Below are 26,034 nucleotides of genomic sequence, written 5' to 3' on the forward strand. Positions count from 1 at the left end.
AAATGGGCAGCTTGATCATCGTGGATACACTTGCCCGCCTGCATGATGGTGAAGGCTCTTCAGAGCTTGACGGTATCCACCGAGACGTCAGCGTTCTGGGCACGATGGCGCAAGGCATGGTCCATCAGTACCAGCGCCATCATGGCCTCCACGATCGGTGTCGCACGCACGCCAACGCATGGGTCATGACGGCCTGTGGTCTGCATTTCCAGCGCCGCGCCCTGCTTGTCGATGGAGTGGCGCAATTGCGGAATGCTGGAAGTCGGCTTGAACGCCACATGCGCGACAATGTCCTGCCCGCTGGAAATGCCACCGAGTATGCCGCCGGCATGGTTGCTGGCAAAACCCTGTGGCGTCAACTCATCGCCGTGCACAGAACCACGCTGCGCCACACTGGCGAAACCATCTCCGATTTCCACACCCTTGGCCGCGTTGATACCCATCATGGCATGGGCGATATCGGCATCCAGCCGGTCGTAGACCGGCTCGCCCCAGCCTACCGGCACACCTTCCGCCACCACAGTGATCCTGGCGCCGACCGAATCCCGTTCGTTGCGGATTTTATCGAGATAAGCCTCCAACTCAGGAACAATGCGCTCGTCAGGGGCAAAGAAAGCATTCTGGCTAACATGATCCCAGGAGCTGAATGGGATCCGGATTTCCCCCAGCTGGCTCATATAGCCGCGGATAGTGACACCATAACGCTGCTTGAGCCATTTCCTGGCAATCGCGCCAGCGGCCACACGGACCGCTGTTTCACGCGCACTTGAGCGGCCACCGCCACGATAGTCGCGAATGCCATACTTCTGCCAATAGGTGTAATCGGCATGTCCAGGGCGGAAAGTCTCAGCAATCTTGCCGTAATCCTGGCTACGCTGGTCTTGGTTGCGGATCAGCAGGCCGATTGGCGTGCCCGTGGTCTTGCCCTCGAACACGCCGGAGAGTATCTCCACGGTATCTGGTTCCTTGCGCTGGGTCACATGCCGCGAGGTGCCAGGCTTGCGCCGGTCCAGCTCTTGCTGGATATCTTCGACCGAAAGCTCCAGCCCAGGCGGACAGCCATCGATCACGCCGCCTATCGCAGGGCCGTGCGACTCTCCAAATGAGGTAAGGGTGAACAAGGTGCCTATGGTATTGCCGGACATGGATATCTTCGCGGTATAGATGGACAAGGTCGGGAGTTTAACATATCCCGACACATGATTTAGCTAGCTGGGAGGCGCTTCCACTCGCCCGGCGCGATGCCTTCAATCGTGTGCTGTCCCACGGCATAGCGAATCAGGCGCAGGGTAGGAAAACCCACCTTGGCCGTCATCCTGCGTACCTGACGGTTCTTGCCCTCGCTGATGATCACTTCCAGCCAGGTAGTCGGGATGGCCTTGCGCTCACGAATGGGCGGATTGCGTGGCCATAGCCCGACAGGCTCATCAATCCGTCGCACACGGGCAGGCTTGGTGACAAAATCGCCCAAATCCACACCATGGCGCAAGGGTTCCAGCATTTCCTCCGTAGGATCGCCCTCCACCTGCACCCAATAGGTTTTGAATTCTTTATGTTTTGGATGCGATATGCGGTGTTGCAGCCTGCCATCATCGGTTAAAATAAGCAGACCTTCACTGTCAGTATCAAGCCGCCCGGCGGCATAAACCCCAGGCACGGCAACATAATCCTTCAATGTCTTGTGCTTTTCATGCGGACTGAACTGGCAAATTACACCATAAGGCTTATTGAATAGAATCAGCATCTTGGTCTCTTGCAACGATTACGCCTGTTTTCTCTAGCGTTTGAATAGGATAGTTCTGAATGTCTACAAAAATTAAAGTACCAGCCAACGGCGCGAAAATCACCGTCAACGCCGACAACACGCTCAATGTCCCCGATCAGCCGATTATCCCATTTATCGAGGGAGACGGCATTGGCGTGGACATCACCCCGCCCATGCGCCATGTGGTGGATAGTGCTGTCGCCAAGGCGTATAGCGGTCAGCGCGCCATTTCATGGATGGAAGTTTATGCAGGCGAAAAAGCCGTCAAGACCTACGGTGACAATACCTGGCTGCCTGATGAAACATTGAAAGCAGTCAAGGATTACGTCATCTCGATCAAGGGCCCACTGACTACCCCTGTTGGCGGCGGTATCCGCTCACTCAACGTCACCCTGCGCCAGGAGCTTGATCTTTATGTCTGCCTGCGCCCTATCCAATATTTCCAGGGAGTTCCCAGCCCGGTCAAGCACCCTGAAAAAACCGATATGGTCATTTTCCGCGAGAATACCGAAGACATCTATGCCGGTATCGAATGGGCGGCTGGCACCGATGAAGTGAAGAAAGTAGTGGATTTCCTCAGCGACATGGGCGTGCGCAAGAAAATCCGCTTTCCCGAAGCTTCCGCAATCGGCATCAAGCCGGTTTCTATTGACGGCAGCAAACGCCTGGTGCGCAAGGCAATCCAGTACGCGATCGACAACAACCGCAAGTCCGTGACGATTGCCCACAAGGGCAACATCATGAAATTCACCGAAGGTGGTTTCAAGAACTGGGGCTATGAAGTTGCCAAGGAAGAATTCGGCGCGGTCGAGATCGATGGCGGGCCGTGGTGCAAACTGCCCAACGGCCTTATCATCAAGGACTGTATCGCCGATGCATTCCTGCAGGAAATCCTGCTGCATCCAGCAGATTATGATGTAGTGGCTACCCTCAACCTCAATGGCGATTATATTTCTGACGCGCTTGCAGCCCAGGTTGGCGGTATCGGCATCGCCCCTGGCGCCAATATCTCGGATACCGTTGCCATGTTTGAAGCCACTCACGGCACTGCACCAAAAATTGCCGGCAAGGATATTGCCAATCCTAGCTCGTTGATTCTGTCAGCGGAAATGATGTTGCGTCACCTGGGATGGACAGAAGCCGCGGACCTGGTGCTTAAAGGCGTAGCCAAGGCAATTCAGGCAAAACGCGTGACCCATGACTTCTCATCGCAAATGGAAGGCGCCACGCAAGTGGGCAGTGCAGAGTTTGGAGCAGAAATCGTCAAGCATATGTAATGTGCTTGAGCTCGATCGCAAGCACAAATAAAAAAGGCCGGATTTCTCCGGCCTTTTTATGTTGAAGACTATGTAGTCATCAGCGAGTCAAGCTAAGCTTTCTGGATATTAGAAGCTTGCTTGCCCTTGGGGCCTTCGGTAACATCGAATGATACGCGTTGACCTTCCTTCAGACTTTTGTAGCCAGCTTCTACAATTGCGGAGAAGTGTGCGAACAAATCGTCGCCACCATCGTCCGGGGTAATGAAACCAAAACCTTTGGAATCATTGAACCACTTTACGGTACCTGTTGCCATTTCATACTTCCTTGCTTAAAACATTTGAAGGGGAGGCGACCCCAAAAGTTTGTACTTCAAGAATTAAAGTCGGTAGTTGCCGGCTACAATTGCACTCGAATTCCAAACGCCTGTATGCGTTTTTACGTGGGTTATTTGAATAAGTCAAGCGCTTTTAGATGATAATTGTTATTTTTCTCTTCTCCGCAGCGCCCTATCGGGACAGACAGCGCAAATATCCTCAATGCTTTACAAATAAAATGCCAGCATGCATTATCACTGCGACTATCGCTTTAATCAGGAAAGAGTTGGCTTGAGGATCAATGGCTGCTGTCACTTCACCTAACAAGATGGGCGGACTTGCTCGCGTATTAATCCATCAAAAACTGTTGAGCGAGGATGAGGCTGCCACCATTCAATCCACGGCCAATAGCAAGCAAACCTCATTTATCAACCAGCTTCTGCAAACACGCAGGCTGACTGCGCTGCAAATTGCCCAGGCATCCTCCCAAGCTTTTGGCTTTCCCCTGCTTGACCTCGAAGCTGTAAACCGGGACTTTCTGCCCAGCAAGGGCATCAGCCCGCAGCTCATGCAGAGCTACCGCGCCATCACGCTGTATAACCGCGGCAACAATATGTTCGTCGCGCTATCGGACCCGACCAATCTGCATGCGCTTGATGAAGTCCAGTTCCAGACCGGCAAGACGCTGGTCCCTGTCATTGTCGAAGACGACAAGCTGGGCAAATGGATAGACAAACTGGTGGAAGCCAGCGACACTACCATGCAGTCCCTCGTCAGCGAAGACGACTTTGGGCTGGAGGCAGAAAACGATGAGAAGGACAACGAGCCGGAACAATCGATAGAAATCGAGGATGCGCCCGTTGTCAAATATATCCATAAAATCCTGCTTGATGCCATCAATATGGGCGCATCTGACCTGCACTTTGAACCTTATGAGAAGTTCTACCGCATCCGCTACCGGGTTGACGGCATCCTGCGCGAGATCGCCCAGCCTCCGCTTGCGATCAAGGAAAAATTGGCTTCGCGTATCAAGGTGATTTCCAACCTCGACATCTCGGAAAAGCGTGTACCGCAGGACGGGCGCATGAAACTGGTGCTTTCCAAGACCCGCAGTATTGATTTCCGCGTCAGCACCCTGCCATTGATCAATGGCGAAAAAATCGTGATGCGTATCCTGGACCCGAGCAGTGCCAAACTTGGCATTGACGCATTGGGATACGAGCCGGAACAGAAAGAGGCCCTGCTCAATGCGGTCACCCGGCCTTATGGCCTGGTGCTGGTCACCGGGCCGACAGGCTCCGGTAAAACAGTTTCGCTCTACACCTGCCTCAATATTCTCAACGAACCCGGCGTCAATATATCCACCGCCGAAGACCCGGCTGAAATTCCGCTGGCCGGTATCAACCAGGTCAACGTCAATGACAAGCAGGGCCTGACATTTGCAGCAGCCCTCAAATCTTTCCTGCGCCAGGATCCCGACATTATCATGATCGGCGAAATCCGCGACCTGGAAACCGCGGATATGGCGATCAAGGCGGCATCCACCGGACATATGGTCCTCTCCACCTTGCACACCAATGATGCGCCCTCGACATTGACCCGTCTCGTCAATATGGGCGTGGCACCATTCAATATTGCCTCGGCCGTGTCGTTAATAACAGCACAACGTCTGGCGCGCAAACTCTGTCCACATTGCAAGGTGCCCGCCGATATTCCGCGTGAAGCCCTGCTGAGTGTTGGCTACACCGCGGAGGAACTGGACGGCAGTTGGCAACCGTATGCCGCCAATACAGAAGGCTGTGAATATTGCAACCTGGGCTACAAGGGACGTGTGGGGATTTATCAGGTCATGCCGGTATCCGATGAGATGAGCCGCATCATCATGAAAAATGGCACTTCGCACGATATTGCAGACCAGGCACGCAAGGAAGGTGTCAGGGATTTACGGCAATCCGGCCTGCTCAAGGTCAGACAAGGCCTGACTTCGCTGGAAGAAATCGAAGCTGTCACCAACGAATAGAACGAAATAGGGAATCATGGCTGCCAAGGAAACCAAGGAAGTCACGTACGCCTGGGAGGGTACGGACAAAAAAGGCAAGCGCGTCAAAGGGGAGATGAAAGCCAGTGGGGAGGCATTCGTCAAGGCCACCCTGCGCCGCCAGGGCATCAATGTCGTCAAGGTCAGCAAGCAACGCTTCAAGAGCGGCGGCAAAATCTCTGACAAGGACGTCACCCTGTTCACCCGCCAGCTTGCCACCATGATGAAGGCCGGCGTGCCACTGTTGCAGGCATTCGATATTGTCGGCAAGGGCCATAGCAATGCCGCCGTCAGCAAGCTACTCGGCGACATTAAGGCCGATGTGGAAACCGGCAGCAGCCTGAGCCAGGCCTTCCGAAAATATCCGCTGTATTTCGACAACCTGTTCTGCAACCTCGTGGGTGCAGGCGAACAGGCAGGTATCCTCGACTCCCTGCTGGACCGGCTCGCCAGCTACAAGGAAAAGATTCTCGCCATCAAGGGCAAGATCAAGTCGGCCTTGTTCTATCCGATTTCCATCATCGTGGTAGCCTTTGTCATCACTGCCGTCATCATGATCTTCGTGATTCCGGCCTTCAAGGAGCTGTTCAGCAGTTTTGGCGCAGACCTGCCTGCACCAACCGTCATGGTGATGGCGATTTCCGACTTTTTTGTCGAATACTGGTGGGCAATCTTCGGCTCCATCGGCGGCGGCCTCTGGTTCTTTTTCTATACCTGGAAGCGCTCGGAAAAAATGCAGTCCACCATGGACAGGCTTTTGCTCAAGCTGCCCATCTTCGGCGAAGTCATCCGCAAGGCAACGATTGCACGTTTCTCACGCACATTGTCCACCATGTTTGCTGCCGGTGTGCCTCTGGTCGAAGCCTTGGATTCCGTTGCCGGCGCTTCCGGCAACCGCGTTTATTACGATGCCACCAAGAAGGTGCAAAGCGAGATCAGCACAGGCGCCAGCCTGACCGTGGCGATGCAGAACACAGAGGTATTCCCCAACATGGTGTTGCAGATGGTCGCGATTGGAGAGGAATCCGGTGCGTTGGACTCCATGCTCAGCAAGGTTGCGGATTTTTACGAGGCTGAAGTGGATGATGCGGTAGAAGGCCTTTCCAGCCTGATGGAACCTATCATCATGGTCGTGCTTGGCGTCCTGATCGGCGGCCTGGTCATTGCCATGTACCTGCCAATATTCAAGATGGGACAAGTGGTATAGAAAACTTAGTAGGGGACGGAACGTCCCCTACCTAACAATCACTGCTTACTTCTTGGTAGTGCCAGCAGTCGTCATTGCCTTCTCAATATCCTTGGCCGGATAAGCACCCAGCATACGTTTGCCATCGGCAAAGATCAAAGTAGGCGTACTGGTGACATTCAGCTTGCGGCCCAGTTCAGCCAGTTTCTCAATTGGTGTATCACAAGTTCCCTGTGCCTTGGGCAACTGGCCATTGAATATCCAGTCATTCCATGCCTTGGCACGGTCGGGCGCACACCAAATCGCGCGAGACTTGTTGGCGGCATCAGGATGCAACTGCTCCAGCGGGAACAGGAAGGTATAAATGGTCACATCATTGATATTGGCCAGCTCCTTTTGCTCCAGGCGCTTGCAATAAGGGCAATCCGGATCGGAAAACACCACGAGCTTGCGGCTGCCGTTTCCCTTGACCACCTTGATGGCCTGATCCAGGGGCAATGACGCAAAATCTACCTTGGTCAGTTCATCCATGCGCTCACCAGTAATGTCGCGCTTGGTCTTGGGCTCCACTAACCGACCTTCAGCGATCAGGAAGCTGAACTTTTCATCGGTATAAATAATCTGCCCATCCAGGAACACCTCGTACAATCCGGCATAAGGGGTCTTGACGACGCTATCGATCTTGACCTTGGGATAGGTCGCTTCAATCGCTTTCTTCACCGCAACCTCATCAGCCCAGGCGTTTGCCACCAGCAGGGAGGCCGCGAATATTGCAATCCACTTCTTAGACATAAGTATGCTTCTTTCCAGATTCAAATAATGGCTTGCTGTATCAATTTTTTCTTCAACGCCGACATGCGGTTCAACTGCTGCATGCCTTGATTGCGCAACATCCTGGACCAAGGTGCAGGATGCGCATACAAACTGCTGAGTCCATGTGTCAACAAACACATGGACATCATATCCGCTTTGCGGGCACGCTCATAACGGCGCAACACAAGCAACTCTCCCGGCTTGCGCCTGGATTGCGGCTCGCCAATAGCCTCCACCAGCGCCTGCACATCGCGAAAACCCAGGTTCACGCCCTGCCCGGCCAACGGATGCACCTGGTGGGCGGCATCCCCAACCAGCGCCAAGCCTGGTTGAATCAAGCTATCCGGCACCTGCATCGCCAACGGGAATGCCTGGGCCGGCGTCACCAATTTCAAACGTCCCAGGCGACTCTGCCCGGCAGCCGCCACCTGTTGCGCAAGCGTCTCTGCATCAAGCGCCAATAATGCCTGTGCCCTGGCATTATCCACTGACCAGACCATGGAAATATGCTGCTGTGGCAATGGCAGCCAGGCCAGCACATCATCGCCATGAAACCATTGGCAAGCCTGAGACAAGTGCGAATGCTCACAAGCAAAGTTAGCGACCACTCCCATCTGGGCGTAATCATGGCGCTTTACCGTAATATCCGTCTGCGTCCGCAGCCAGGAAGACGCACCATCTGCACCGACCAGCAAGGATGCGGAATAATACTCGCCATCTGCAGTCTGCAATGCATATCCATCCGCATACTTGACCACTTGCTCAATGGTCAACTCACCAACCACCGATATATCCAGGGTCTCAAGCCTAGCCAGCAAAGCGTGTTGCAAACGGTTGCCCTCGACAATCAGGCTCAGGCTGGCAAGGTTCGCCGCATAAGCATCAAGTTCCAGCACAGCGCCCTGGTCACCCCAGATCCGCATACCTTCGACCGCACAGATACGGCTGGCATCCAGTTCATCCCAGATACCCAGTTTCTCCAGCCATGCAGCATTGCCAGGACTGATGGCATAGATACGGCTATCCCAACCGGAATCCAGCACCACGCCTATTTTTCCATGCTCAAGCAATGCGACACGATAGCCTTGTAGCCTGAGCGCAATCGCCGCGGCGACTCCCACCAAGCCTGCACCCAGCACAATGATGTCAAATTCATGTTTCAAATTTGCCATGGCCTAGGGTATGTTCCCATTTTGTTCGTGCCCGCGTTGCTGTGGCAAACGGTGCCAGGCAAGACGCGGGACGCAGGTAATGGTGATTCCCTTGCCAAGGACCGCAACGCAGCATAGCGCCATTTGCCGCAGCAACCCGAAGGGCCGGGCCGGTTTTGCGCGGTGCTGCGTTACTCGTCGTTCATTTGGAATAACCAAACTTCTCTCCTTATGCCTTGCCCCGCACAAAACCGGCTCCGGCGCGGACTCGAAAAAAATGGGAACATACCCTACCCTAGCCCTTAGGTCCAAAACTCATCTTGCCCACCAGGTGTTGCTTGGCAAACGGCGCAATATCCAGCAGCCCCAGCCCCAGGGCACGAATCTTGCGCAAACCGACAATATCATTAGAGAACACATTGACGAGAAAATCAGTGAACAGCAGCCCGCCACGGGTATCGGCCTTGCGGCTTGCCTGGTAGGCCTTGAGCATCTTATCGTCACCCCAGGCTTCACTTGGCGTGGAAGCCAGCAATTGCGCCAACTCCCAGGCATCGCGCATACCGACGTTGAACCCCTGGCCTGCTACCGGATGCATGGTTTGCGCAGCATTGCCGATCACTGCAAGGTGCGGTGCCGTCACAGGCTTGAGATAAGACAGCTTGAGAGGAAAGCTCAGGCGCTTGCCCACCTTGAGGAAGCGTCCCAGCCGGTCGCCAAAATGCGTATGTAATGCGGCAAGAAATGCTGCGTCATCCAGTGCAAGCAAGGCTTGCACGTCTTCCGCCTTGCCGGTCCAGACCAGAGAGAAATCCCGCGCGCCATTCGGCAGCAAAGCCACCGGCCCGGCCGGAGTAAAGCGCTCATAGGCAATATTGTCATGGGGCAGCTCGCACTCCACCTTGCTCACAAGCGCATCATGCCCATAATGCTTGGTCTCGCGTTGCAAACCAGGAATATCGGCCAGGCTGCGCCCGCCATCGGCCAGCACCACCATGCAGCTTTGGCCGGAATAAGTGTGCGCTTGATACTGGTATTCAACCTGCGCTATTTCATTGCTTGGCCTGATGGAGAGCGCTTCGGACCCATAGCTGACCTGAATACCCGGAAACTGCTGAATCGCCCCATCCAGTGCGGCAGAAAGATCCCCATATGAAAGCACATAGCCCAGCGCAGGCTGGCCATGCTCTTCTGCCTTGAGCAGGCTGCGACCCAGACTGCCACGCTGTGAGACATGGATGGTCTTGATCGCGGTGGCCTTGGGTTCAAGCTCACGCCATAGCCCCAGGCGCTCCAGAATCAGAATGCTGCCGTAGGAGAGCGCCAATGCACGCTGATCATGGTGGGATGCGCCCTGTTCACGCGCCTCCAGCAAAGTGGCACTGATGCCCTTGTGCTGCAGTGCCAAGGCCAGGGTCGTACCTACCGGCCCACCGCCTACGATCAAGATGTCATGCTTGGTCGTTGTGCTCATGCCTGCCTCATCCAGTCCTCGATTTCCTGTACGGTCTTGGGTGCGGCCGCTGTTATGATTTCACAACCATCGGCACTCACCACCGCATTGTCCTCAATGCGGATGCCAATATTCCAGAAATGCTCGGGCACATTCTCCGCGGGACGGATATAGCAACCGGGCTCGACTGTCAGCACCATGCCAGGCTCCAACAGGCGCCATGCGCCGTCAGCCTGCTTGTATTCACCTGCATCATGCACGTCCAGCCCCAGCCAGTGGCCGGTGCGGTGCATGTAGAAGCGGCGGTAATCACCGGACTCCAGCACGCCATCCAGTGAACCCTGGCACAGGCCAAAATCAATCAGCCCCTGCGCCAACACGTTCAATGCGGCCTCATGCGGCGAATTCCAGTGCTGGCCAGGCCTGACCTGCGCAATCGCCGCTTGCTGCATGGCCAGCACCAGTTCGTAGACATCTTTCTGCACCGGGCTGAATTTACCGCTCACAGGGAAAGTGCGGGTAATGTCGGCAGCATAGCCTTCAAGTTCGCACCCTGCGTCTATCAGCAGCAAATCACCATCATTGAGCAGATCCTGATTGGTAATGTAGTGCAGCACGCAGGCATTACCACCGCCAGCAACGATCGAGGTATAGGCAGGCGCACGGCTGCCGCGACGGCAGAACTCATGCAGAATCTCCGCCTCGACTTCATACTCCATCAGACCCGGCCTGGTCGTCCGCATCGCACGCTTATGGGCATCCACAGTAATTTCTGCGGCCTTGCGCATGATCTCCAGTTCATAGGGAGTCTTTACCAAGCGCATTTCATCCAGCAGGCGCCGCACATCGACAATCGCCGCAGGCGTGGCCACGCCGCTACGCGCTTGGCTGGCCAACTGCTTGAGCCATCCGCCCAGGCGCTGGTCCCAATCTGAATCAGCCCCCAGGCTGAAGAACAGTTGCAGCTGGTTGGCCAGATACTCGCCTATACGCTGGTCAAGTTCGGTAATGCTGTATGCCTCGTCAAAGCCGAAAGTGTCGCGCGCGCCTTCCGGGCCGTGGCGGAAACCATCCCATATTTCACGCTCGATATCCTTGTCGCGGCAGAACAAAATGGTTTTAGGCGCTTCACCCGCCACCAGCAACACAACAGCCTCCGGCTCGTCAAAGCCGGTCAGATAGTAGAAATAACTGTCAAATCGGTACGGATAATGGCTATCACGATTACGCACGGCCTCGGCCGCGGTGGGAATCAGGGCCACGCCATGGCCCATTTTCTGCATCAGCGCCTGCCTGCGCGCCTTGAATTCTTCAACTTGCACTATAGGTGCGCTCCGTTCTTTTCTGCATCGTTGTTATCGCTGTATGCCAGACTGCAATTGCTGATTCAGGCTTTGCAGGCGCTCCGGCGTACCGATGTCATGCCAGACACCCTGATGATGACAGGCCGCTGCCTGCCCGCGCATGATGGCCTCTTTCAGCAACGGTGCCAACTTGGCCACCTCACCGCGCACCACCCCCCGGAACAAGGCAGGCGTATAAACCGCAACCCCGGAGAATGTGAGCCGCTGCCTGCCATCCAAAAGCAATTGGCCGTCATCCAGCGCAAAGTCGCCATTCGCATGTTGTGGCGGATTATCCACCAGCACCAGATAAGCCAGTTGATCGGGTTGCAGGGAATGGCGCAGGAGGCTGAAGTCTATATCGCAAAACACATCGCCATTGATAACCAGAAACGGTTCATCACCAAGCAATGGCAAGGCATTGGCAATACCGCCCGCTGTTTCCAGCGCTTCCTGCTCTGACGAGTAGTGGATGGACAGGCCCCACTGGCCTCCGTTCCCGAGCGCATCTTCTAATTGCTGGCCCAAATGGGCATGGTTGATCACGATGTCCTTGAAACCCGCCGCTGCCAGCCGCTCCAGGTGCCAAACGATCAGTGACTTACCCCCGACCTGCAACAAGGGCTTGGGCGTAGTGTCAGTGAGCGGCCGCATGCGTTCACCACGTCCGGCGGCAAGGATCATGGCCTTCATCAGAACGTCAGCCCCTCTTGTGGCTTGACGTCCTCAAGCTCATCCAGCAGGCGCCGCAAAGGCTTCAATTCACGATAGCGCACGCACACGCTGCGCACATAGTTGATAAACCGAGGCGTATCAGCCAGGTACTTGGGCTTTCCATCGCGGTAATTGATGCGTGCAAAGATGCCAAGCACCTTGAGATGGCGTTGCAAGCCCATCCATTCAAAGTCGCGGTAGAACTCGCCAAAATCAGGCCTGACCGGCAAACCGGCTCGCCGGGCTTTTTCCCAATACCTGATCGCACCATCCAGAACACGTTCCTCTTCCCAGCTAATAAAGGCATCCTTGAAGAGGGAAACTACATCATAGCTGATGGGACCATAGACGGCATCCTGGAAATCCAGGATGCCTGGCGACGGCGTACTCACCATAAGGTTGCGCGGCATATAGTCGCGGTGTACATAGACAGATGGCTGCGCCAGGTTGTTGCGCACGATGGCGCCGAATACTGATTCCAGCGCTCCGCGCTGGGCGTCGTCCAGTTCCACATTGAGATGGTGCCCTACATACCACTCGGGGAAAAGCGCCAACTCACGTCGCAACAAGCCCTCATCATAGTCCGGCAGCACACCGGGTCTACTTGCGAGCTGCCACTGCAACAAAGCATCGATAGCATCGCGGAACAGCGCATCGGCATTCTGCTCATTGAGTACATCAAGGAAAGTCTGCGACCCAAGGTCAGTCAACAGCAGGAATCCACGCTCAAGATCAGATGCCAACACCTTTGGAGCATTGAGACCGGCGCCGTGCAACAGGTCCGCCACCGTGACGAACGGCCTGCAGTCTTCCTGTGGCGGTGGCGCATCCATCGCGATCAGGGTCGCGCCATCTTCAAGATGGACACGGAAATAACGCCGGAAACTGGCGTCAGCAGAAGCAACCGTCAGGGAATGGGATTTCCCCTGCAGTACCTGGCCGAGCCAGTCATTTAATTGGTCAAGACGCGACACGAGCGATAAATCCTAACAATAAAAAATTAAACTTCCTTTTAATTCAGCCACAAAGCAATGCCGCCCGCGATTTATGGATTGCTTAAAATAGCAAATTATGCGATTTTATCATCCATAAAACAAACACGCGCCTACTTAAGTCGTCACCACTGAGTCATTGTGAAAATTCGCCCGATCACCTTTCTTGTTGCGCTTGTTTGCCTGGGACTGGGCCACGCCTATGCCGAAGAAGCCCCGGATACAGATGCCAGCAACACATCACCCGAAAACCTGCCAGACCCTGACGCCATTATTATTGAAGGCGACAAGGTACAGGTTTACCTGGATCGCAAGCTAAAATCCATCGGCAATGCATCGCTAGTCACAGGCGAGCAAGAAGTACATGGCGACACCATAGAATATGACGTGCAAAACGAGGAATTACACGTCATCGGCAATGTGCGGCTGGAAACCAAGGGCGGACGCATCACCGGCCCTGAATTACGCCTGAACCCAGCCGAAAGCATAGGGGAAATGAAAAACCCGGCCTTCGAGCTGGACTCGCAATTTGCAAATATGCCGCAATTCGGCACGAGTGGCGCCAACCGCCAGGATAACGATAATCTCGTTTATAACGCCGAAAGCACACCGCTCACCCGACAGAATATCGAAGACAGTGGCTATGCACCCGGCCTGAGCCGCAGGCAGGGTGTATCCCGTGGCGATGCTTCCGGCGTGGTTTTTGAAGGCCCGGATCGCAAACGACTCAAGGATGCGCGCTATACCACCTGTGAAGTGGGCGTGGATGACTGGTACATCCGGGCCAAGGAACTTGAGCTTGATGACTACACAAAAACCGGCACAGCGCGTAATGCCAGGGTGGAGTTTCAGGGTGTACCAATCCTTTGGACGCCATGGGTCAATTTCTCATTCCTCAACCAGCGCAAATCCGGCTTCCTGGCGCCTACATGGGGCACCACCAGCCGCAGCGGCTTTGAATTCCTGGTACCGTTTTACTGGAATATCGCCCCTGACATGGATGCCACCATCGGCACCCGCTTCCTCAGTAAACGCGGCATGCAATACCAGGGCGAATTCCGCTATTTGAACGAGGACTACCAAGGCACGGCAAACCTTGAGTACTTGCCCAGCGACAGCAGCACCGGCGAAAACCGCTACTATGCCAGGTTTGCCCACCTGCAGGACTTCCACAATGGCTGGACGGCGGCCTACAACCTGGAAAAAGTATCGGATGACCGGTATTTCTCTGAAATGTCCACCCGTATCGTGACCACCAGCCGGGTGAACCTGCCGCAACAGGCTTATGTCAACTATGCCGACGAAAACTGGACATTCAATGCCCTGGTGCAGAAATACCAGACATTGGATGGCATTAACTATCCTTTGCAGCGCCTGCCGCAACTTACCTTGACCGGCGACAATGAATGGGGGCCATTCGATGTCAAGCTGTTCACGCAATGGGCCAATTTTGACCGCAACAATGATGCTATCAGCACCCAGGCGACTTTGAGCGGCGGCACCCTGGACACGCTGGTCACTGGCAAACGTCTGGTCGCCTATCCAAGTATCAGCCTGCCAATGGCACGTCCTTATGGCTACATCACCCCCAAGCTAGGGCTGCACTACACACAGTATCAGGTCGATAATGGCGATTTCACGCTGACTGACCGTGATGGCAACACCTCCGTAGGTGAATATCAATCACAAAGCCGCACCCTGCCGATCTTCAGCATAGATAGCGGCCTCTATTTCGACCGCGACGTGCGCATCGTCAAGAACCGTTATACGCAGACCCTGGAACCGCGCCTGTACTACGTCTACGTGCCATATCGCGACCAGTCGCTGATCCCGGTCTACGATTCCAGTATTTCGGACTTGAACATGGGTTCGCTGTTCCTGGAGAACCAGTTCACAGGTAACGACCGTATCAACAATGCCAACCAGTTGACCCTGGCGTTCACCAGCCGCATGATCAGCAAGAAAACCGGCGAGCAACGCCTGGCTGTGACGGTAGGCCAGCGCTATTACTTCGCCGATGAAAAGGTATACCTGCCCGGCGTCAACCCACGCTCGGGTGACACCTCGGACATTATTGGCGAAATTACCGCCCGCCTGCTGAACAACTGGAATATCGACATATTCGGCCAATACAACACTGACCGCAGCGTTTATGTGCGTAACAACATCAGCGCCCGCTACAATCCCGAACCCGGCAAGACCCTCAATATCGGCTACCGCTACACTGAGGATCGCCTTGAGCAGATCAACATCTCGGGCCAGTGGCCACTGGCCAAGGGTTGGTATGGCCTGGGCCGCTGGAATTACTCCCTGCGTGAAAACCAGCCGATTGAGGGCATTGCAGGCGTTGAATACGATGCTGACTGCTGGCAAGCCAGGGCAGTGATGCAGCGCGTTTCCACCGCTACCGCGGATGCCAACTATGCGCTCTATTTCCAGCTGGAGCTGGGGGGCCTGGCATCCATCGGCCAAAACCCGCTTAAACTTCTTAACCGTGCCATTCCCGGCTATACTAGCTCAAGCCTGATCCCGGATTCCTACCAGTAATTATCTTATGCGCAATCACGTTTTCAACACCCTAGCCAAGCATGGCCTTATTGTTTTCCTGTTCCTTCTCAGCAGCCCGATATTGGCAGCAGAAATCACCAAGATGGATCGTATTGTCGCCATCGTGGACCAGGGCATCATCACGGAAAAAGAACTGGCAGACCGTATCCAGACCGTCACGACCCAACTGGAAAAACAAGGTACGCAGCTACCACCACGAGACGTGCTGGAAAAGCAGATTCTCGAGCGTCTCATCAATGACAGGCTGCAACTGCAATATGCCGCACAAACCGGGCTGCGTGTTGACGATGCCCAGCTCGACAAGACCATAGAGCGCATTGCAGAGCAGAACAAGCTCAGCACCGGCGAGTTTCGCAAGGCACTGGAAGCGGAAGGCATCACCTACCGCAAGTTCCGTGAAGACATCCGCAATGAAATCATTCTCGCACGCCTGCGTGAGCGCGAGGTGGATAACCGTGTGAACGTGACGGAATCGGAAATCGACAATTTCCTCACCACCCAGTCCTCACGTAACGACATCCAGGATGAATTTGAGGTAGCGCACATTCTGGTGCGCGCACCGGAAGAAGGCAGTCCCGAAGAATTGCAAAAACTCAAGGCCAAGGCAGAAACGGCATTGAAGGAACTGCAGGACGGCGCAGACTTTGCCCAGGTATCGGCAGGATATTCCGATGCCCCCAATGCTCTGGAAGGCGGCATACTTGGCTGGAGAACCTCTGCCCAGCTGCCTGCGCTGTTTGCGGATGCTTTACAGCCATTACAACCAGGCCAGCTTTCTGCCGTATTGCGCAGCCCCAATGGCTACCACATCCTCAAACTGCTTGACCGCCGCGGCGGCAGCTCACCGCTGGTCGTAGACCAGACCCATGTGCGTCATATCCTTATCAAGCTGAGCGAAGTTGTCTCGGAACTGGAAGCCGAGCAAAAAATCGCCTCCATCAAGGAGCGCCTGGATCATGGCGCCGACTTTGCCGAACTGGCGCGCCAATACTCTGAAGATGCCTCGGCCAACAATGGCGGCGATCTCGGCTGGACCAATCCTGGCGACACCGTACCCCCGTTCGAGCAGGCCATGAATGCACTGGAAATCAACCAGATTAGCGAGCCGGTACGTACGCCATTCGGCTGGCATATTCTGCAAGTGCTCGAACGCCGCAAGCAGGACATGACGCAAGAGTCCGCACGCCTCAAGGCTCGACAGGAAATCCGTGCCCGCAAGGCCGATGACGCTTTCCAGGACTGGGTGGGTGAGTTGCGTGACCGCGCCTACGTGGAATATCGCCTGGAAGACAAATACTAGGCCGCATCTTGGATAGGCTGCCCCGCATTGCAATTACCGCCGGTGAACCTGCCGGCATCGGGATTGATTTGTGTGTCATGCTGGCGAGCCAGCCTCTGCCATGCCGCCTGGTCGTCATTGCCGACCGGCAAGTGCTTGCATCCCGCGCCCATGCATTGAATTTGCCACTGCAAATGCATGCTTATGATGCAGCCGACTGGACGCCACACACGGGACAACACCAACTCACCATCCTGCACCAACCCTGCGCTGCACCTGTTATCGCAGGTCGGTTGGATGCGCGCAACAGCACCTATGTGTTGCATACGCTGGAACGCGCCATTGATGGCTGCATGCAGGACGAATTTGATGCCATGGTCACGGCGCCCGTGCATAAAGGCGTCATTAACGATGCCGGCATTGCCTTCACTGGCCACACCGAGTTCCTGGCAGAACGCACCGGCACACAGCAAGTGGTCATGATGCTGGTGGGCGGCAACTTGCGCGTAGCGCTTGCCACCACCCACCTGCCGCTTGTCGAGGTCAGCCAGGCGATTACGCGCAACAGTCTGGAAACGACCATCCGTATTCTCCAGCATGACCTGCTCCACACATTCGGCATTGGCAACCCGCGCATACTGGTGACCGGCCTAAATCCGCATGCGGGTGAAGGCGGCCATTTGGGGACGGAAGAAATCACCACCATCATCCCGGTACTGGAAAAGCTGCGGCAAGAAGGCATGCAGCTAGCAGGGCCACTCCCTGCAGATACCCTGTTCACTCAGCACAATCTGGCGCAAGGCGACTGCGTGCTGGCCATGTACCACGACCAGGGCCTGCCCGTGCTCAAGCACGCCAGCTTTGGCAGCGGGGTCAACGTCACGCTGGGCCTGCCCATGATACGCACCTCTGTCGACCATGGCACGGCACTGGACCTGGCAGGGAAAGGCAATATCGAGATTGGCAGCCTGCTCAGCGCCATCGAGCTGGCAATCACCCTTGCAGGAAACCGCAAGCAACCATTATGAAACATGTCGCAAAAAAGCGCTTTGGCCAGAATTTTCTTACCGACCGCGCCATCATCAACAGCCTGATTGAAGCAATCGCCCCGCAGCCACAGGACATCATGGCAGAGATCGGCCCTGGCCTGGGCGCCATGACCAAGCCTCTGCTGGAGCGCCTGCAACATCTGCATGTGGTGGAAATAGACCGAGACATTATCGAGTGGATGCAGGGCCATTATCCGCAAGATAAGCTCACCATTCATGCCAGTGATGCGCTGAAATTTGATTTCGGCAGCATCAGCCAGCGCCTGCGCGTAGTCGGCAACCTGCCCTACAACATTTCCACCCCCATTTTGTTCCACCTGCTCGACAACGTCCCGCATATCATCGACATGCACTTCATGCTGCAAAAAGAGGTGGTGGAACGCATGGTGGCCGCGCCCTCCAGCGCCGCCTACGGCAGGCTCTCCGTCATGCTGCAATACCGCCTGCACATGGAATACCTGCTCACGGTGCCGCCAGAATCCTTCGACCCGGCGCCCAAGGTGGAATCCGCATTCGTGCGCGCCATCCCCTATGCCGCCTTGCCACATCCAGCCAAGGATGAAGCCCTGTTTGCAAAAGTGGTCACCGCGGCATTTTCCCAGCGGCGTAAAACGCTGCGCAATACACTCAAGGGCCTGCTGGATGATGCAGGCTTCGCAGCGCTGGCGATTGACCCGCAATTGCGCGCAGAAAACATTTCCCCAGCCCAGTTTGTCGCCATCGCCAATTACCTGGCGGGATAAAGGGCGGCTGATATAATTACAGATTGAAAAGAGGAGACCACATGAGAGTCATACTATTAGGCGCGCCCGGCGCAGGCAAAGGCACCCAGGCCACCTTTATCAAGGAACAATTCAACATTCCGCAGATTTCCACCGGCGACATGCTGCGCGCCGCAGTGAAAGCCGGCACCCAGCTTGGCCTGGAAGCCAAACGCTACATGGATTCCGGCGGCCTGGTGCCTGATGACGTAATCATCGGCCTGGTCAAGGAACGCATCAAGGATGCCGACTGCCAGCAAGGCTTTCTCTTTGACGGCTTTCCCCGCACCATCCCACAGGCGGAAGCCATGAAGCAGGCCGGCGTCGATATCGACTATGTGGTTGAAATTGACGTGCCGGACGAGGAAATCATCAAGCGCATGAGCGGCCGCCGCGCTCACCTGGCCTCGGGCCGTACCTACCATGTAGTCTTCAACCCGCCCAAGGTGACGGGCAAGGACGACATTACCGGCGAAGACCTGGTGCAGCGCGACGACGACAAGGAAGAAACCGTCGCCAAGCGCCTGGAGGTCTACCATAGCCAAACCAAGCCTTTGGTCAACTATTATTCCAGCTGGGCCAGTAACGGCGGCGAAAATGCGCCCAAATATGTCCGGATTTCCGGACTGGGCGAAGTGAGCAAAATTCGCGAAAGCATTCTGGCATCGCTCGGTAAGTAAGCAATGGCCGATAAAAAAGCCGGGGTTGTCCCCGGCTTTTTTTATTGCATCAACTGATCAAAATTCAGTCCACTCATCGCCCGACACTGCCAGCGCAGGCGTTGAGGCAGCACCGATGGCTGCAACCGGTTTAATCGTCGGCTCGGTCTTCAGCGCCTTCGGCTTGGCTGCAACGGCAGGCTTGGCTTTTACCGTGCGCGGTGCCGCAGTGGTTGGCTTGGCTTGCCAGCCACTGATCTTGAACACACTGACAGACTGGGCCAGCTTGACGGCCTGATCCTGCAAGGACTGTGACGCAGCCGCAGCCTCTTCCACCAGCGCGGCATTCTGCTGGGTGACTTCGTCCATCTGCATGATGGCCTGGTTGACCTGTTCAATGCCTATGCTTTGCTCCTGGCTGGCAGCCGCAATCTCACTGACAATATCCGTCACACGCTTCACGCTGTTTACCACCTCACTCATGGTAGTACCAGCCTGCTCCACCAGCTTGCTGCCAGCACCCACGCTGGCAACGGAATCCCCAATCAAGGTCTTGATTTCCTTGGCGGCATTGGCAGAGCGTTGGGCCAGGCTACGCACCTCTGTCGCTACCACGGCAAAGCCGCGCCCTTGTTCACCCGCACGCGCAGCTTCCACTGCAGCGTTCAAGGCCAGGATATTGGTTTGAAATGCAATGCCGTCAATCACGCCAATAATATCGGCAATACGTTTGGAAGATTCGTTGATGGAACCCATCGTAGCAATCACCTGCTCCACCACCTCGCCTCCCTGCACAGCCACACTGGAGGCTGACACTGCCAGCTGGTTGGCCTGGCGGGCATTATCCGCATTCTGCTTCACTGTCGAGGTCAGCTCCTCGATTGCCGAAGCCGTTTCTTCCAGCGAGCTTGCCTGCTCTTCAGTGCGGGATGACAAGTCAAGGTTGCCTGTAGCAATTTCACTGGAGGCCGTGGCCATGGTGTCAGTCCCATTCCTGACCTCACCGACAATATTGCCCAGGTTATCGTTCATCTTTTTCAATGCTGACAACAATTGGCCGATTTCATCGGTTGAATCGACAGTGATCTTGGTTGTCAGGTCGCCGCCAGCCACTGCCTCAGCCACATCAACAGCTTTTGCCAATGGAGATGTAATGCCATGGGAAAGACGCCATGCCAGGAATGCACCCAGCCCCAGGGAAATCACACCCAATACAAGAAGCCACAAGCTGCTCGAATTCTTTACGCGCTGGATGTCGGCGCCCGCCGTATTAATCAACCCTTGTTCGAACTCCAGGAGCTTATTCACGCTGGCCAGATATTCTTCCCGCGCCGGCAAAAATTCCGCCTGGATTTTCTGGTCCAGTGTATCCATGCTTTCGCCATTGGCACGCATCTCCAGCAACGAATTGCGCACCGCCTGGAAAGCTTTTATTTTTTCTTCCGTATTGGCAAACAATGCTTTTTCTTCTGGAGAAACAAGCGCTTCCTCAAGCTTTTTCCGTAACCCGGTATTGATAGCGCTGGTTTCCGCAATTTGCTTTTTGTACATTTCAAACATGGCAGCATCTGGCGCCTTGATCGCTCCCAAGGCACGAATGCTGTTCTGCTTCATATTTGTTACCCATTCAGTCGCCAGCCTCTCCTTGGCCAACTCTACCTCTACCAGTTGACTTGCAGTATTTCCCACAACAAAGAGCTGACCGATACCCATTCCCACCATGATCAGGATCAATAACAAAACCGCAGCGAACCCCGCACCTAAGCGAACGCCTATTTTCAGATTTGAAAACTGCATACCAAACACCCCGCACAATACAAAATTGACTCTCTACTCTTTATGCCGCGACTTTATCTATTGCACCCAATGACACCGACGCCATCAGCGCCTCAATATTCAGCAACATCAATGTCAGCTCATCCACACTGGCAATACCGAACAAGAATGCCAGATCCAGCGCAGACCCCATTTTTGGCGGTTCCTTGATCTGGCCTGGGCCCAGCGCAATTACGTCAGATACGCTATCCACCACCATCCCAATCACTCGGCCATTGATATTCAGGACAATGACTACCGTAGTGTGATCATAATCAGGATCTGGCTGGCCAAAGCGGATGCGCATATCGACAATCGGGACAATAATCCCGCGAAGATTGACCACACCCTTGATAAAATCAGGCGTATTAGCAATCTTGGTCACATTTTCATATCCACGAATCTCCTGGACGCTGAGGATATTGATTCCGTAATGCTCCTGACCCAAAGTAAATGCCAATACCTCTATTGATTCCTGATCCAACATACCTTCCCCTCATTAATCGCCGCACATTCACTTTCAACGACCATGAGGAAAATATTCTTTAACCTTATTTTCAAAAACAAATGCAAAATTTTGCAATACTTAAGCAATTCAACTACCTAAGCCATATGTTTCTAAAAGATTGAAACAAAATCATATTCAGCATTGCCTGCATACCATTATCCTGCCGACCGCCTTGTTTCAAACTTGGGATAAATAAGCAAAAATCCCGGCTCTTTCTGGATTTGAGCCATCACAGCCAAACCAGCCTCGCGATCAAATGCCGTGGCACCTGCATCCTATGGCGATTGATAGATTGCAATAGCAGGCTTCAGGTATAATTTTCCTTTCAGATTTTTATCCAGACGCCCATCCATATGCAGCAGCAGTATCCATTTCGTGAAATCGAGCAAGAAGCGCAACAGTATTGGGAATCCAACGCTACCTTTGCAGCCACAGAACAGTCCGACAAACCCAAGTACTACTGCCTGTCGATGTTTCCCTATCCCTCCGGGCGCCTGCATATGGGCCATGTGCGCAACTACACGATTGGCGACGTATTAAGCCGTTTCCACCGCATGCGCGGCTTCAACGTCATGCAGCCGATGGGCTGGGACGCTTTCGGTCTGCCTGCCGAAAATGCCGCCATCAAGAACAATGTGGCACCCGCAGGCTGGACCTACAGCAACATCGAGCACATGAAAGGCCAGCTCAAGAGCCTGGGCCTGGCCGTCGACTGGCAGCGCGAGATTGCCACCTGCAAGCCCGATTACTACCGCTGGGAACAATGGCTGTTCACCGAGCTCTACAAGAAGGGCCTGATCTACAAGAAAACCGCCACGGTAAACTGGGACCCTGTCGATCAGACCGTGCTCGCCAACGAGCAAGTGATTGACGGCCGTGGCTGGCGCTCCGGTGCCTTGGTCGAGAAGCGCGACATCCCGCAATATTTCATGAAGATCACTGCCTACGCCGAGGAACTGTTGCAAGACCTCGACAAGCTCGATGGCTGGCCCGAGCAGGTCAAGACCATGCAGCGCAACTGGATCGGCAAGAGCTATGGCTGTGAAGTAGAGTTCCCGCTTGCAGAAGGCGAAGGCACGCTCAAGGTCTACACCACCCGTCCGGATACCTTGATGGGAGCGACCTATGTCGCCGTCGCGGCGGAGCATGCGCTTGCCACCGCAGCAGCCAAGGACAATCCCGTCCTGCAGGCTTTCATTGACGAATGCAAGCGCGGCAGCGTGGCCGAAGCTGATCTCGCCACTGCAGAAAAACAAGGCATGGCATCCGGCCTGTTCGTGCTGCACCCGATCACGGGCGAAAAACTGCCGGTATGGATCGCCAATTACGTCTTAATCAGCTACGGCGAAGGCGCCGTGATGGCGGTGCCTGCGCACGACGAACGTGATTTCGAGTTTGCCGGCAAATACAACTTGCCAATCAAGGCAGTGATCAAGCCCGCCCATGCAGAACTGGAACTATCTCTGCAGGCCGCCTACACCGACCACGGCATCCTGTTCAATTCAGGTGAATTTAATGGCCTGGACTTCAACCGCGCAAGCGATGCCATCGCCAATGCGCTCTCCGCCAAGAACCTGGGCAAGAAACGCACGCAGTACCGTCTGCGCGACTGGGGCATCTCGCGTCAGCGCTATTGGGGCTGCCCAATCCCTATCGTGCATTGCCCGAGCTGTGGCGAAGTACCCGTGCCTGCCGACCAGTTGCCCGTGGTGCTGCCGGAAGATATCGTCATGGATGGCGTCGGCTCGCCGATCAAGAAAGACCCGGCTTTTTATGAAACCACCTGCCCAAACTGCGGTGAAAAGGCCACGCGCGAGACCGACACCATGGATACTTTCGTCGAGTCGTCCTGGTACTTTGCGCGCTATGCCAGCTTCGATACAAGCAACGGCATGGTGGATGAACGCGCCAACTATTGGCTGCCGGTAGACCAATACATTGGCGGCATCGAGCATGCCATCCTGCACTTGCTTTATGCGCGCTTCTTCAACAAGCTCATGCGCGATGCAGGGCTGATCGCGCATGACGAACCATTCACCAAGCTGCTGACGCAGGGCATGGTGCTCAAGGACGGCAGCAAGATGTCCAAGTCCAAGGGCAATACCGTGGATCCGCAGGAACTGATCGACAATTACGGTGCGGATACCGCCCGCCTGTTTATGATGTTCGCGGCGCCGCCCGAGCAAAGCCTGGAATGGTCCGACGCCGGCGTGGAAGGCGCACACCGCTTCCTCAAGCGCGTTTGGACTGCCGTGGCCAACCATGTGGAATCCGGCATCGTCAGCGCCTACACGACCGGGGAGCTGTCTGCAGAACTCAAGGCATTCCGCCGCCAGTTGCACCAGACCATAGACAAAGTCAGCGACGACTATGGCCGCCGCCACGCGTTCAACACGGCGATTGCTGCAGTCATGGAGCTCTTGAACGCCTACGCCAAGCTTGAGGGCGACGATGCCACCACCCGTGCCATCCGTCAGGAAGCGCTGGAAAACATCGTCCTGTTGCTATCGCCCATCGTGCCGCATATCAGCCATGCCCTCTGGCAGGCATTGCGCCCGGGCACCCGGTTGCTGGAAACCCGCTGGCCGGTTGCCAACAAGGCCGCCATGGTGCAGGATGAGATCGAGCTGATGCTGCAGGTCAACGGCAAGCTGCGTGGTAGCATGACCGTGGCACGTACGTTGGACAAGGCTGCCATCGAGGCTTTGGCCGTGCAGCAGGAAAGCATCCAGAAATACCTGGCTGAAGGCAGCGTGCGCAAGATCATCGTCGTGCCCAACAAACTCGTCAACATCGTTGTAGGATAAAAAATGTATATGCGCGCCACCCGCTGGATTCTGCTTGCCATGCTGCTGGCCTTGACTGCCTGCGGCTTCAAGATGCGCGGCGTGGCAGATCTCAAGTTCAACACACTGTTCATCCAGGGCCCGACCATCTCGATCTCCAAGCCATTCAAGCGCTCGCTCGCCATCAACGGCGTCAAGGTTGTAAGCTCGGCAGACCAGGCAGATTTGCTGCTCGAGATCATGAGCGAGGCACAAGAGCAACGCATTCTGTCCTTGAGCGGCCGTGGTCTGGTGCGGGAATTCGAGCTGTTCTACACCGTGAACTTCCGTATGCGCGACCCATCCAGCGACACCTGGGAGGAAGTGCAAACTATCCAGGGCAGACGCGAAATCACTTATGATGACTCGCAATTGCTGGCGAAACAGCTTGAGCAGGAGCGGCTCTACAACGACATGAAGGACGATGCCGTACGGGAATTACTGCGTCGCCTCATGGTGGTCAGGCCAGTCAAGGGTAAGCCACGCGCGGCTGATTTGCGCTCGCTGGATGAAATGGTGGAATGAGGCTTAAGCCGCAGGAGCTGGAGCGGCACCTGGCCCAGGGCCTGGCGCCGCTTTATGTGCTCATCGGCGATGAGCCACTCGCCCAGCGCGAAAGCCTGGATGCCATCCGCGCAGCGGCCCGCGCCGCAGGCTATGACGAACGCACCCGGCTCACCGTAGAGCGTAATTTCAACTGGCAGCAGGTTGCGGCTTTCGGACAATCCATTTCCCTGTTTGCCAGCCGCCGCATCCTGGAAATTGCCATTCCATCCGGCAAACCCGGCGTGGATGGCGGCAAGGCCCTGATTGCGCTTGCCGAGCAGCCGGTTGCCGATACGGTTACCATCGTCATCCTGCCCAAGCTGGAACGCGACGCGAAGAACAGCGCCTGGTTTGCGGCGTTGGAAAACCATGGCGTATCGCTTGCACTGCACGAAGTCGCCCCGTCAGCCCTGCCGCAATGGATTGCAGCCCGCCTTGCCAGGCAGGACCAGAGTACCGACCAGGAAACGCTGGAGTTCCTCGCCCACCAGGTTGAAGGCAACTTGCTGGCAGCGCATCAGGAAATCCAGAAACTCGGCCTGCTTTATCCCGCTGGTGCATTGAATGCCGTCAGCGTACGCGAGGCTGTATTGAACGTTTCGCGCTATGATGCCTTCCAGCTTGGTGATGCCGTGCTGAGCGGCGATAGCGAGCATGCCGTGCGTATCGTGCATGGGCTGCGTGACGAAGGCGCACAGCCAGTCGCCATTATGAGCGCGCTTGGCTGGGTGTTGCGCGGGCTGATCAAGGTAAAATACGCGGAAACCCGCGGCAGCAATGTCAGCAGCGCCATGCAGCAAGCCAGAATTTACGGCGACCGGCAGAACTTGGTAAAACGGGCAGTGTCTCGCTTGAGTATGCGCCACTTGGAAGCAGCGCTACAGAAACTGGCAGAAATCGACAAGGCCGCCAAGGGGCTGTTGAACCAGGATCCTTGGCTGGAAATTTCGCGCTTGTGCTTCGGCCTGGCGCGGATAGGTAGGAAATAAAGGCAA

22 protein-coding genes are annotated in these 26,034 nt (G+C 55.4%); 11 read left to right on the forward strand and 11 right to left on the reverse strand.

Annotation, left to right across the window (positions count from 1 at the left end; translation table 11 throughout):
* Positions 1–59: 59 nt before the first annotated feature.
* Together aroC and LG198_RS06345 are read right to left on the reverse strand one after the other, a co-directional pair.
* Complete coding sequence (gene aroC, locus LG198_RS06340; RefSeq protein WP_230343011.1) at positions 60–1,145, reverse strand: chorismate synthase; 1,086 nt, start codon at positions 1,143–1,145, stop codon at positions 60–62.
* Between the two features lie 59 nt (positions 1,146–1,204).
* Positions 1,205–1,744: an rRNA large subunit pseudouridine synthase E gene (locus LG198_RS06345; protein WP_230342341.1), complete on the reverse strand. Its 540-nt coding sequence runs from the start codon at positions 1,742–1,744 to the stop codon at positions 1,205–1,207.
* A 59-nt stretch (positions 1,745–1,803) separates the two neighbouring features.
* On the opposite strand from LG198_RS06345, the gene icd reads away from it, so the two are divergent.
* Entirely contained in the window at positions 1,804–3,042 is a 1,239-nt protein-coding gene (icd, locus tag LG198_RS06350) for an NADP-dependent isocitrate dehydrogenase (RefSeq protein ID WP_230342342.1), read from the forward strand.
* A gap of 92 nt (positions 3,043–3,134) precedes the next feature.
* Here the strand turns inward: icd and LG198_RS06355 are convergent, their stop codons facing one another.
* Positions 3,135–3,338, reverse strand: a complete 204-nt coding sequence (locus tag LG198_RS06355; RefSeq protein ID WP_011480361.1) for a cold-shock protein — start codon at positions 3,336–3,338, stop codon at positions 3,135–3,137.
* 302 nt (positions 3,339–3,640) lie between these two features.
* Here LG198_RS06355 and pilB point away from each other — a divergent pair, with 302 nt between their 5' ends.
* Positions 3,641–5,359 (forward strand): type IV-A pilus assembly ATPase PilB, encoded by a 1,719-nt coding sequence (gene pilB / locus LG198_RS06360; RefSeq protein ID WP_230342343.1) that lies wholly within the window; start codon positions 3,641–3,643, stop codon positions 5,357–5,359.
* A gap of 16 nt (positions 5,360–5,375) precedes the next feature.
* On the forward strand, positions 5,376–6,584 hold the full coding sequence (locus LG198_RS06365) for a type II secretion system F family protein (RefSeq protein ID WP_230342344.1): 1,209 nt from the start codon (positions 5,376–5,378) through the stop codon (positions 6,582–6,584).
* 45 nt (positions 6,585–6,629) lie between these two features.
* Here LG198_RS06365 and LG198_RS06370 read toward each other — a convergent pair whose 3' ends face one another.
* The 6 genes from LG198_RS06370 to LG198_RS06395 all read right to left on the reverse strand — a co-directional run bounded on the left by LG198_RS06370 (position 6,630) and on the right by LG198_RS06395 (position 13,011).
* Positions 6,630–7,355, reverse strand: coding sequence for a DsbC family protein (locus LG198_RS06370; RefSeq protein WP_230342345.1), 726 nt, complete (start codon positions 7,353–7,355; stop codon positions 6,630–6,632).
* A gap of 20 nt (positions 7,356–7,375) precedes the next feature.
* Positions 7,376–8,548, reverse strand: a complete 1,173-nt coding sequence (locus LG198_RS06375; RefSeq protein ID WP_230342346.1) for an FAD-dependent monooxygenase — start codon at positions 8,546–8,548, stop codon at positions 7,376–7,378.
* A 274-nt stretch (positions 8,549–8,822) separates the two neighbouring features.
* Positions 8,823–10,001 (reverse strand): FAD-dependent oxidoreductase, encoded by a 1,179-nt coding sequence (locus LG198_RS06380; protein ID WP_230342347.1) that lies wholly within the window; start codon positions 9,999–10,001, stop codon positions 8,823–8,825.
* Positions 9,998–11,305 carry an aminopeptidase P N-terminal domain-containing protein gene (locus LG198_RS06385; protein WP_230343012.1) on the reverse strand — a complete coding sequence of 436 codons (1,308 nt, stop codon included), beginning with the start codon at positions 11,303–11,305 and terminating at the stop codon, positions 9,998–10,000. The genes LG198_RS06380 and LG198_RS06385 overlap by 4 nt, the downstream gene beginning before the upstream one ends.
* Before the next feature lie 30 nt (positions 11,306–11,335).
* Positions 11,336–12,016: an N-acetylmuramate alpha-1-phosphate uridylyltransferase MurU gene (murU, locus tag LG198_RS06390; RefSeq protein WP_230342348.1), complete on the reverse strand. Its 681-nt coding sequence runs from the start codon at positions 12,014–12,016 to the stop codon at positions 11,336–11,338.
* Positions 12,016–13,011, reverse strand: a complete 996-nt coding sequence (locus tag LG198_RS06395; RefSeq protein WP_230342349.1) for an aminoglycoside phosphotransferase family protein — start codon at positions 13,009–13,011, stop codon at positions 12,016–12,018. The genes murU and LG198_RS06395 overlap by 1 nt, the downstream gene beginning before the upstream one ends.
* Positions 13,012–13,170: 159 nt before the next feature.
* Here LG198_RS06395 and LG198_RS06400 point away from each other — a divergent pair, with 159 nt between their 5' ends.
* The 5 genes from LG198_RS06400 to adk are packed head-to-tail and all read left to right on the forward strand — an operon-like array spanning position 13,171 to position 19,366.
* On the forward strand, positions 13,171–15,576 hold the full coding sequence (locus LG198_RS06400; protein ID WP_230342350.1) for an LPS-assembly protein LptD: 2,406 nt from the start codon (positions 13,171–13,173) through the stop codon (positions 15,574–15,576).
* A 7-nt stretch (positions 15,577–15,583) separates the two neighbouring features.
* On the forward strand, positions 15,584–16,897 hold the full coding sequence (locus LG198_RS06405; RefSeq protein WP_230342351.1) for a peptidylprolyl isomerase: 1,314 nt from the start codon (positions 15,584–15,586) through the stop codon (positions 16,895–16,897).
* 8 nt (positions 16,898–16,905) lie between these two features.
* Positions 16,906–17,904 (forward strand): 4-hydroxythreonine-4-phosphate dehydrogenase PdxA, encoded by a 999-nt coding sequence (gene pdxA / locus LG198_RS06410; protein ID WP_230342352.1) that lies wholly within the window; start codon positions 16,906–16,908, stop codon positions 17,902–17,904.
* On the forward strand, positions 17,901–18,668 hold the full coding sequence (gene rsmA, locus LG198_RS06415; RefSeq protein WP_230342353.1) for a 16S rRNA (adenine(1518)-N(6)/adenine(1519)-N(6))-dimethyltransferase RsmA: 768 nt from the start codon (positions 17,901–17,903) through the stop codon (positions 18,666–18,668). The genes pdxA and rsmA overlap by 4 nt, the downstream gene beginning before the upstream one ends.
* A 41-nt stretch (positions 18,669–18,709) precedes the next feature.
* Positions 18,710–19,366, forward strand: a complete 657-nt coding sequence (gene adk, locus LG198_RS06420; protein ID WP_230342354.1) for an adenylate kinase — start codon at positions 18,710–18,712, stop codon at positions 19,364–19,366.
* A gap of 57 nt (positions 19,367–19,423) precedes the next feature.
* On the opposite strand, the gene LG198_RS06425 is transcribed toward adk, so the two are convergent.
* Positions 19,424–21,142: a methyl-accepting chemotaxis protein gene (locus tag LG198_RS06425; protein ID WP_230342355.1), complete on the reverse strand. Its 1,719-nt coding sequence runs from the start codon at positions 21,140–21,142 to the stop codon at positions 19,424–19,426.
* A 40-nt stretch (positions 21,143–21,182) separates the two neighbouring features.
* Positions 21,183–21,647, reverse strand: a complete 465-nt coding sequence (locus LG198_RS06430) for a chemotaxis protein CheW (RefSeq protein WP_230342356.1) — start codon at positions 21,645–21,647, stop codon at positions 21,183–21,185.
* Positions 21,648–22,021: 374 nt separating this feature from the next.
* Between LG198_RS06430 and leuS the strand changes: the two genes are divergently transcribed.
* From leuS to holA, 3 genes are read left to right on the forward strand one after another with little or no spacing between them, the layout of a single operon-like run.
* On the forward strand, positions 22,022–24,475 hold the full coding sequence (gene leuS / locus LG198_RS06435) for a leucine--tRNA ligase (protein WP_230342357.1): 2,454 nt from the start codon (positions 22,022–22,024) through the stop codon (positions 24,473–24,475).
* Between the two features lie 3 nt (positions 24,476–24,478).
* Positions 24,479–25,018: an LPS-assembly lipoprotein LptE gene (locus LG198_RS06440; protein ID WP_230342358.1), complete on the forward strand. Its 540-nt coding sequence runs from the start codon at positions 24,479–24,481 to the stop codon at positions 25,016–25,018.
* The gene (gene holA, locus LG198_RS06445) at positions 25,015–26,028 is read left to right on the forward strand and encodes a DNA polymerase III subunit delta (protein ID WP_230342359.1); all 1,014 of its coding nucleotides are present in this window, start codon (positions 25,015–25,017) and stop codon (positions 26,026–26,028) included. Before LG198_RS06440 ends, holA begins: the two co-directional genes overlap by 4 nt.
* The last annotated feature ends 6 nt before the right edge of the window (positions 26,029–26,034 follow it).

Source organism: Methylobacillus arboreus, assembly GCF_020532725.1.
GTDB lineage: Bacteria > Pseudomonadota > Gammaproteobacteria > Burkholderiales > Methylophilaceae > Methylobacillus > Methylobacillus arboreus.

What these genes read in the sequence shown, in the direction of transcription:
- aroC (WP_230343011.1), bottom strand. Translation starts at nt 1,145, where the DNA reads ATGTCCGGCAATACCATAGGCACCTTGTTCACCCTTACCTCATTTGGA.
- LG198_RS06345 (WP_230342341.1), bottom strand. Translation starts at nt 1,744, where the DNA reads ATGCTGATTCTATTCAATAAGCCTTATGGTGTAATTTGCCAGTTCAGT.
- icd (WP_230342342.1), top strand. Translation starts at nt 1,804, where the DNA reads ATGTCTACAAAAATTAAAGTACCAGCCAACGGCGCGAAAATCACCGTC.
- LG198_RS06355 (WP_011480361.1), bottom strand. Translation starts at nt 3,338, where the DNA reads ATGGCAACAGGTACCGTAAAGTGGTTCAATGATTCCAAAGGTTTTGGT.
- pilB (WP_230342343.1), top strand. Translation starts at nt 3,641, where the DNA reads ATGGCTGCTGTCACTTCACCTAACAAGATGGGCGGACTTGCTCGCGTA.
- LG198_RS06365 (WP_230342344.1), top strand. Translation starts at nt 5,376, where the DNA reads ATGGCTGCCAAGGAAACCAAGGAAGTCACGTACGCCTGGGAGGGTACG.
- LG198_RS06370 (WP_230342345.1), bottom strand. Translation starts at nt 7,355, where the DNA reads ATGTCTAAGAAGTGGATTGCAATATTCGCGGCCTCCCTGCTGGTGGCA.
- LG198_RS06375 (WP_230342346.1), bottom strand. Translation starts at nt 8,548, where the DNA reads ATGGCAAATTTGAAACATGAATTTGACATCATTGTGCTGGGTGCAGGC.
- LG198_RS06380 (WP_230342347.1), bottom strand. Translation starts at nt 10,001, where the DNA reads ATGAGCACAACGACCAAGCATGACATCTTGATCGTAGGCGGTGGGCCG.
- murU (WP_230342348.1), bottom strand. Translation starts at nt 12,016, where the DNA reads ATGAAGGCCATGATCCTTGCCGCCGGACGTGGTGAACGCATGCGGCCG.
- LG198_RS06405 (WP_230342351.1), top strand. Translation starts at nt 15,584, where the DNA reads ATGCGCAATCACGTTTTCAACACCCTAGCCAAGCATGGCCTTATTGTT.
- rsmA (WP_230342353.1), top strand. Translation starts at nt 17,901, where the DNA reads ATGAAACATGTCGCAAAAAAGCGCTTTGGCCAGAATTTTCTTACCGAC.
- adk (WP_230342354.1), top strand. Translation starts at nt 18,710, where the DNA reads ATGAGAGTCATACTATTAGGCGCGCCCGGCGCAGGCAAAGGCACCCAG.
- LG198_RS06425 (WP_230342355.1), bottom strand. Translation starts at nt 21,142, where the DNA reads ATGCAGTTTTCAAATCTGAAAATAGGCGTTCGCTTAGGTGCGGGGTTC.
- LG198_RS06430 (WP_230342356.1), bottom strand. Translation starts at nt 21,647, where the DNA reads ATGTTGGATCAGGAATCAATAGAGGTATTGGCATTTACTTTGGGTCAG.
- leuS (WP_230342357.1), top strand. Translation starts at nt 22,022, where the DNA reads ATGCAGCAGCAGTATCCATTTCGTGAAATCGAGCAAGAAGCGCAACAG.
- LG198_RS06440 (WP_230342358.1), top strand. Translation starts at nt 24,479, where the DNA reads ATGTATATGCGCGCCACCCGCTGGATTCTGCTTGCCATGCTGCTGGCC.
- holA (WP_230342359.1), top strand. Translation starts at nt 25,015, where the DNA reads ATGAGGCTTAAGCCGCAGGAGCTGGAGCGGCACCTGGCCCAGGGCCTG.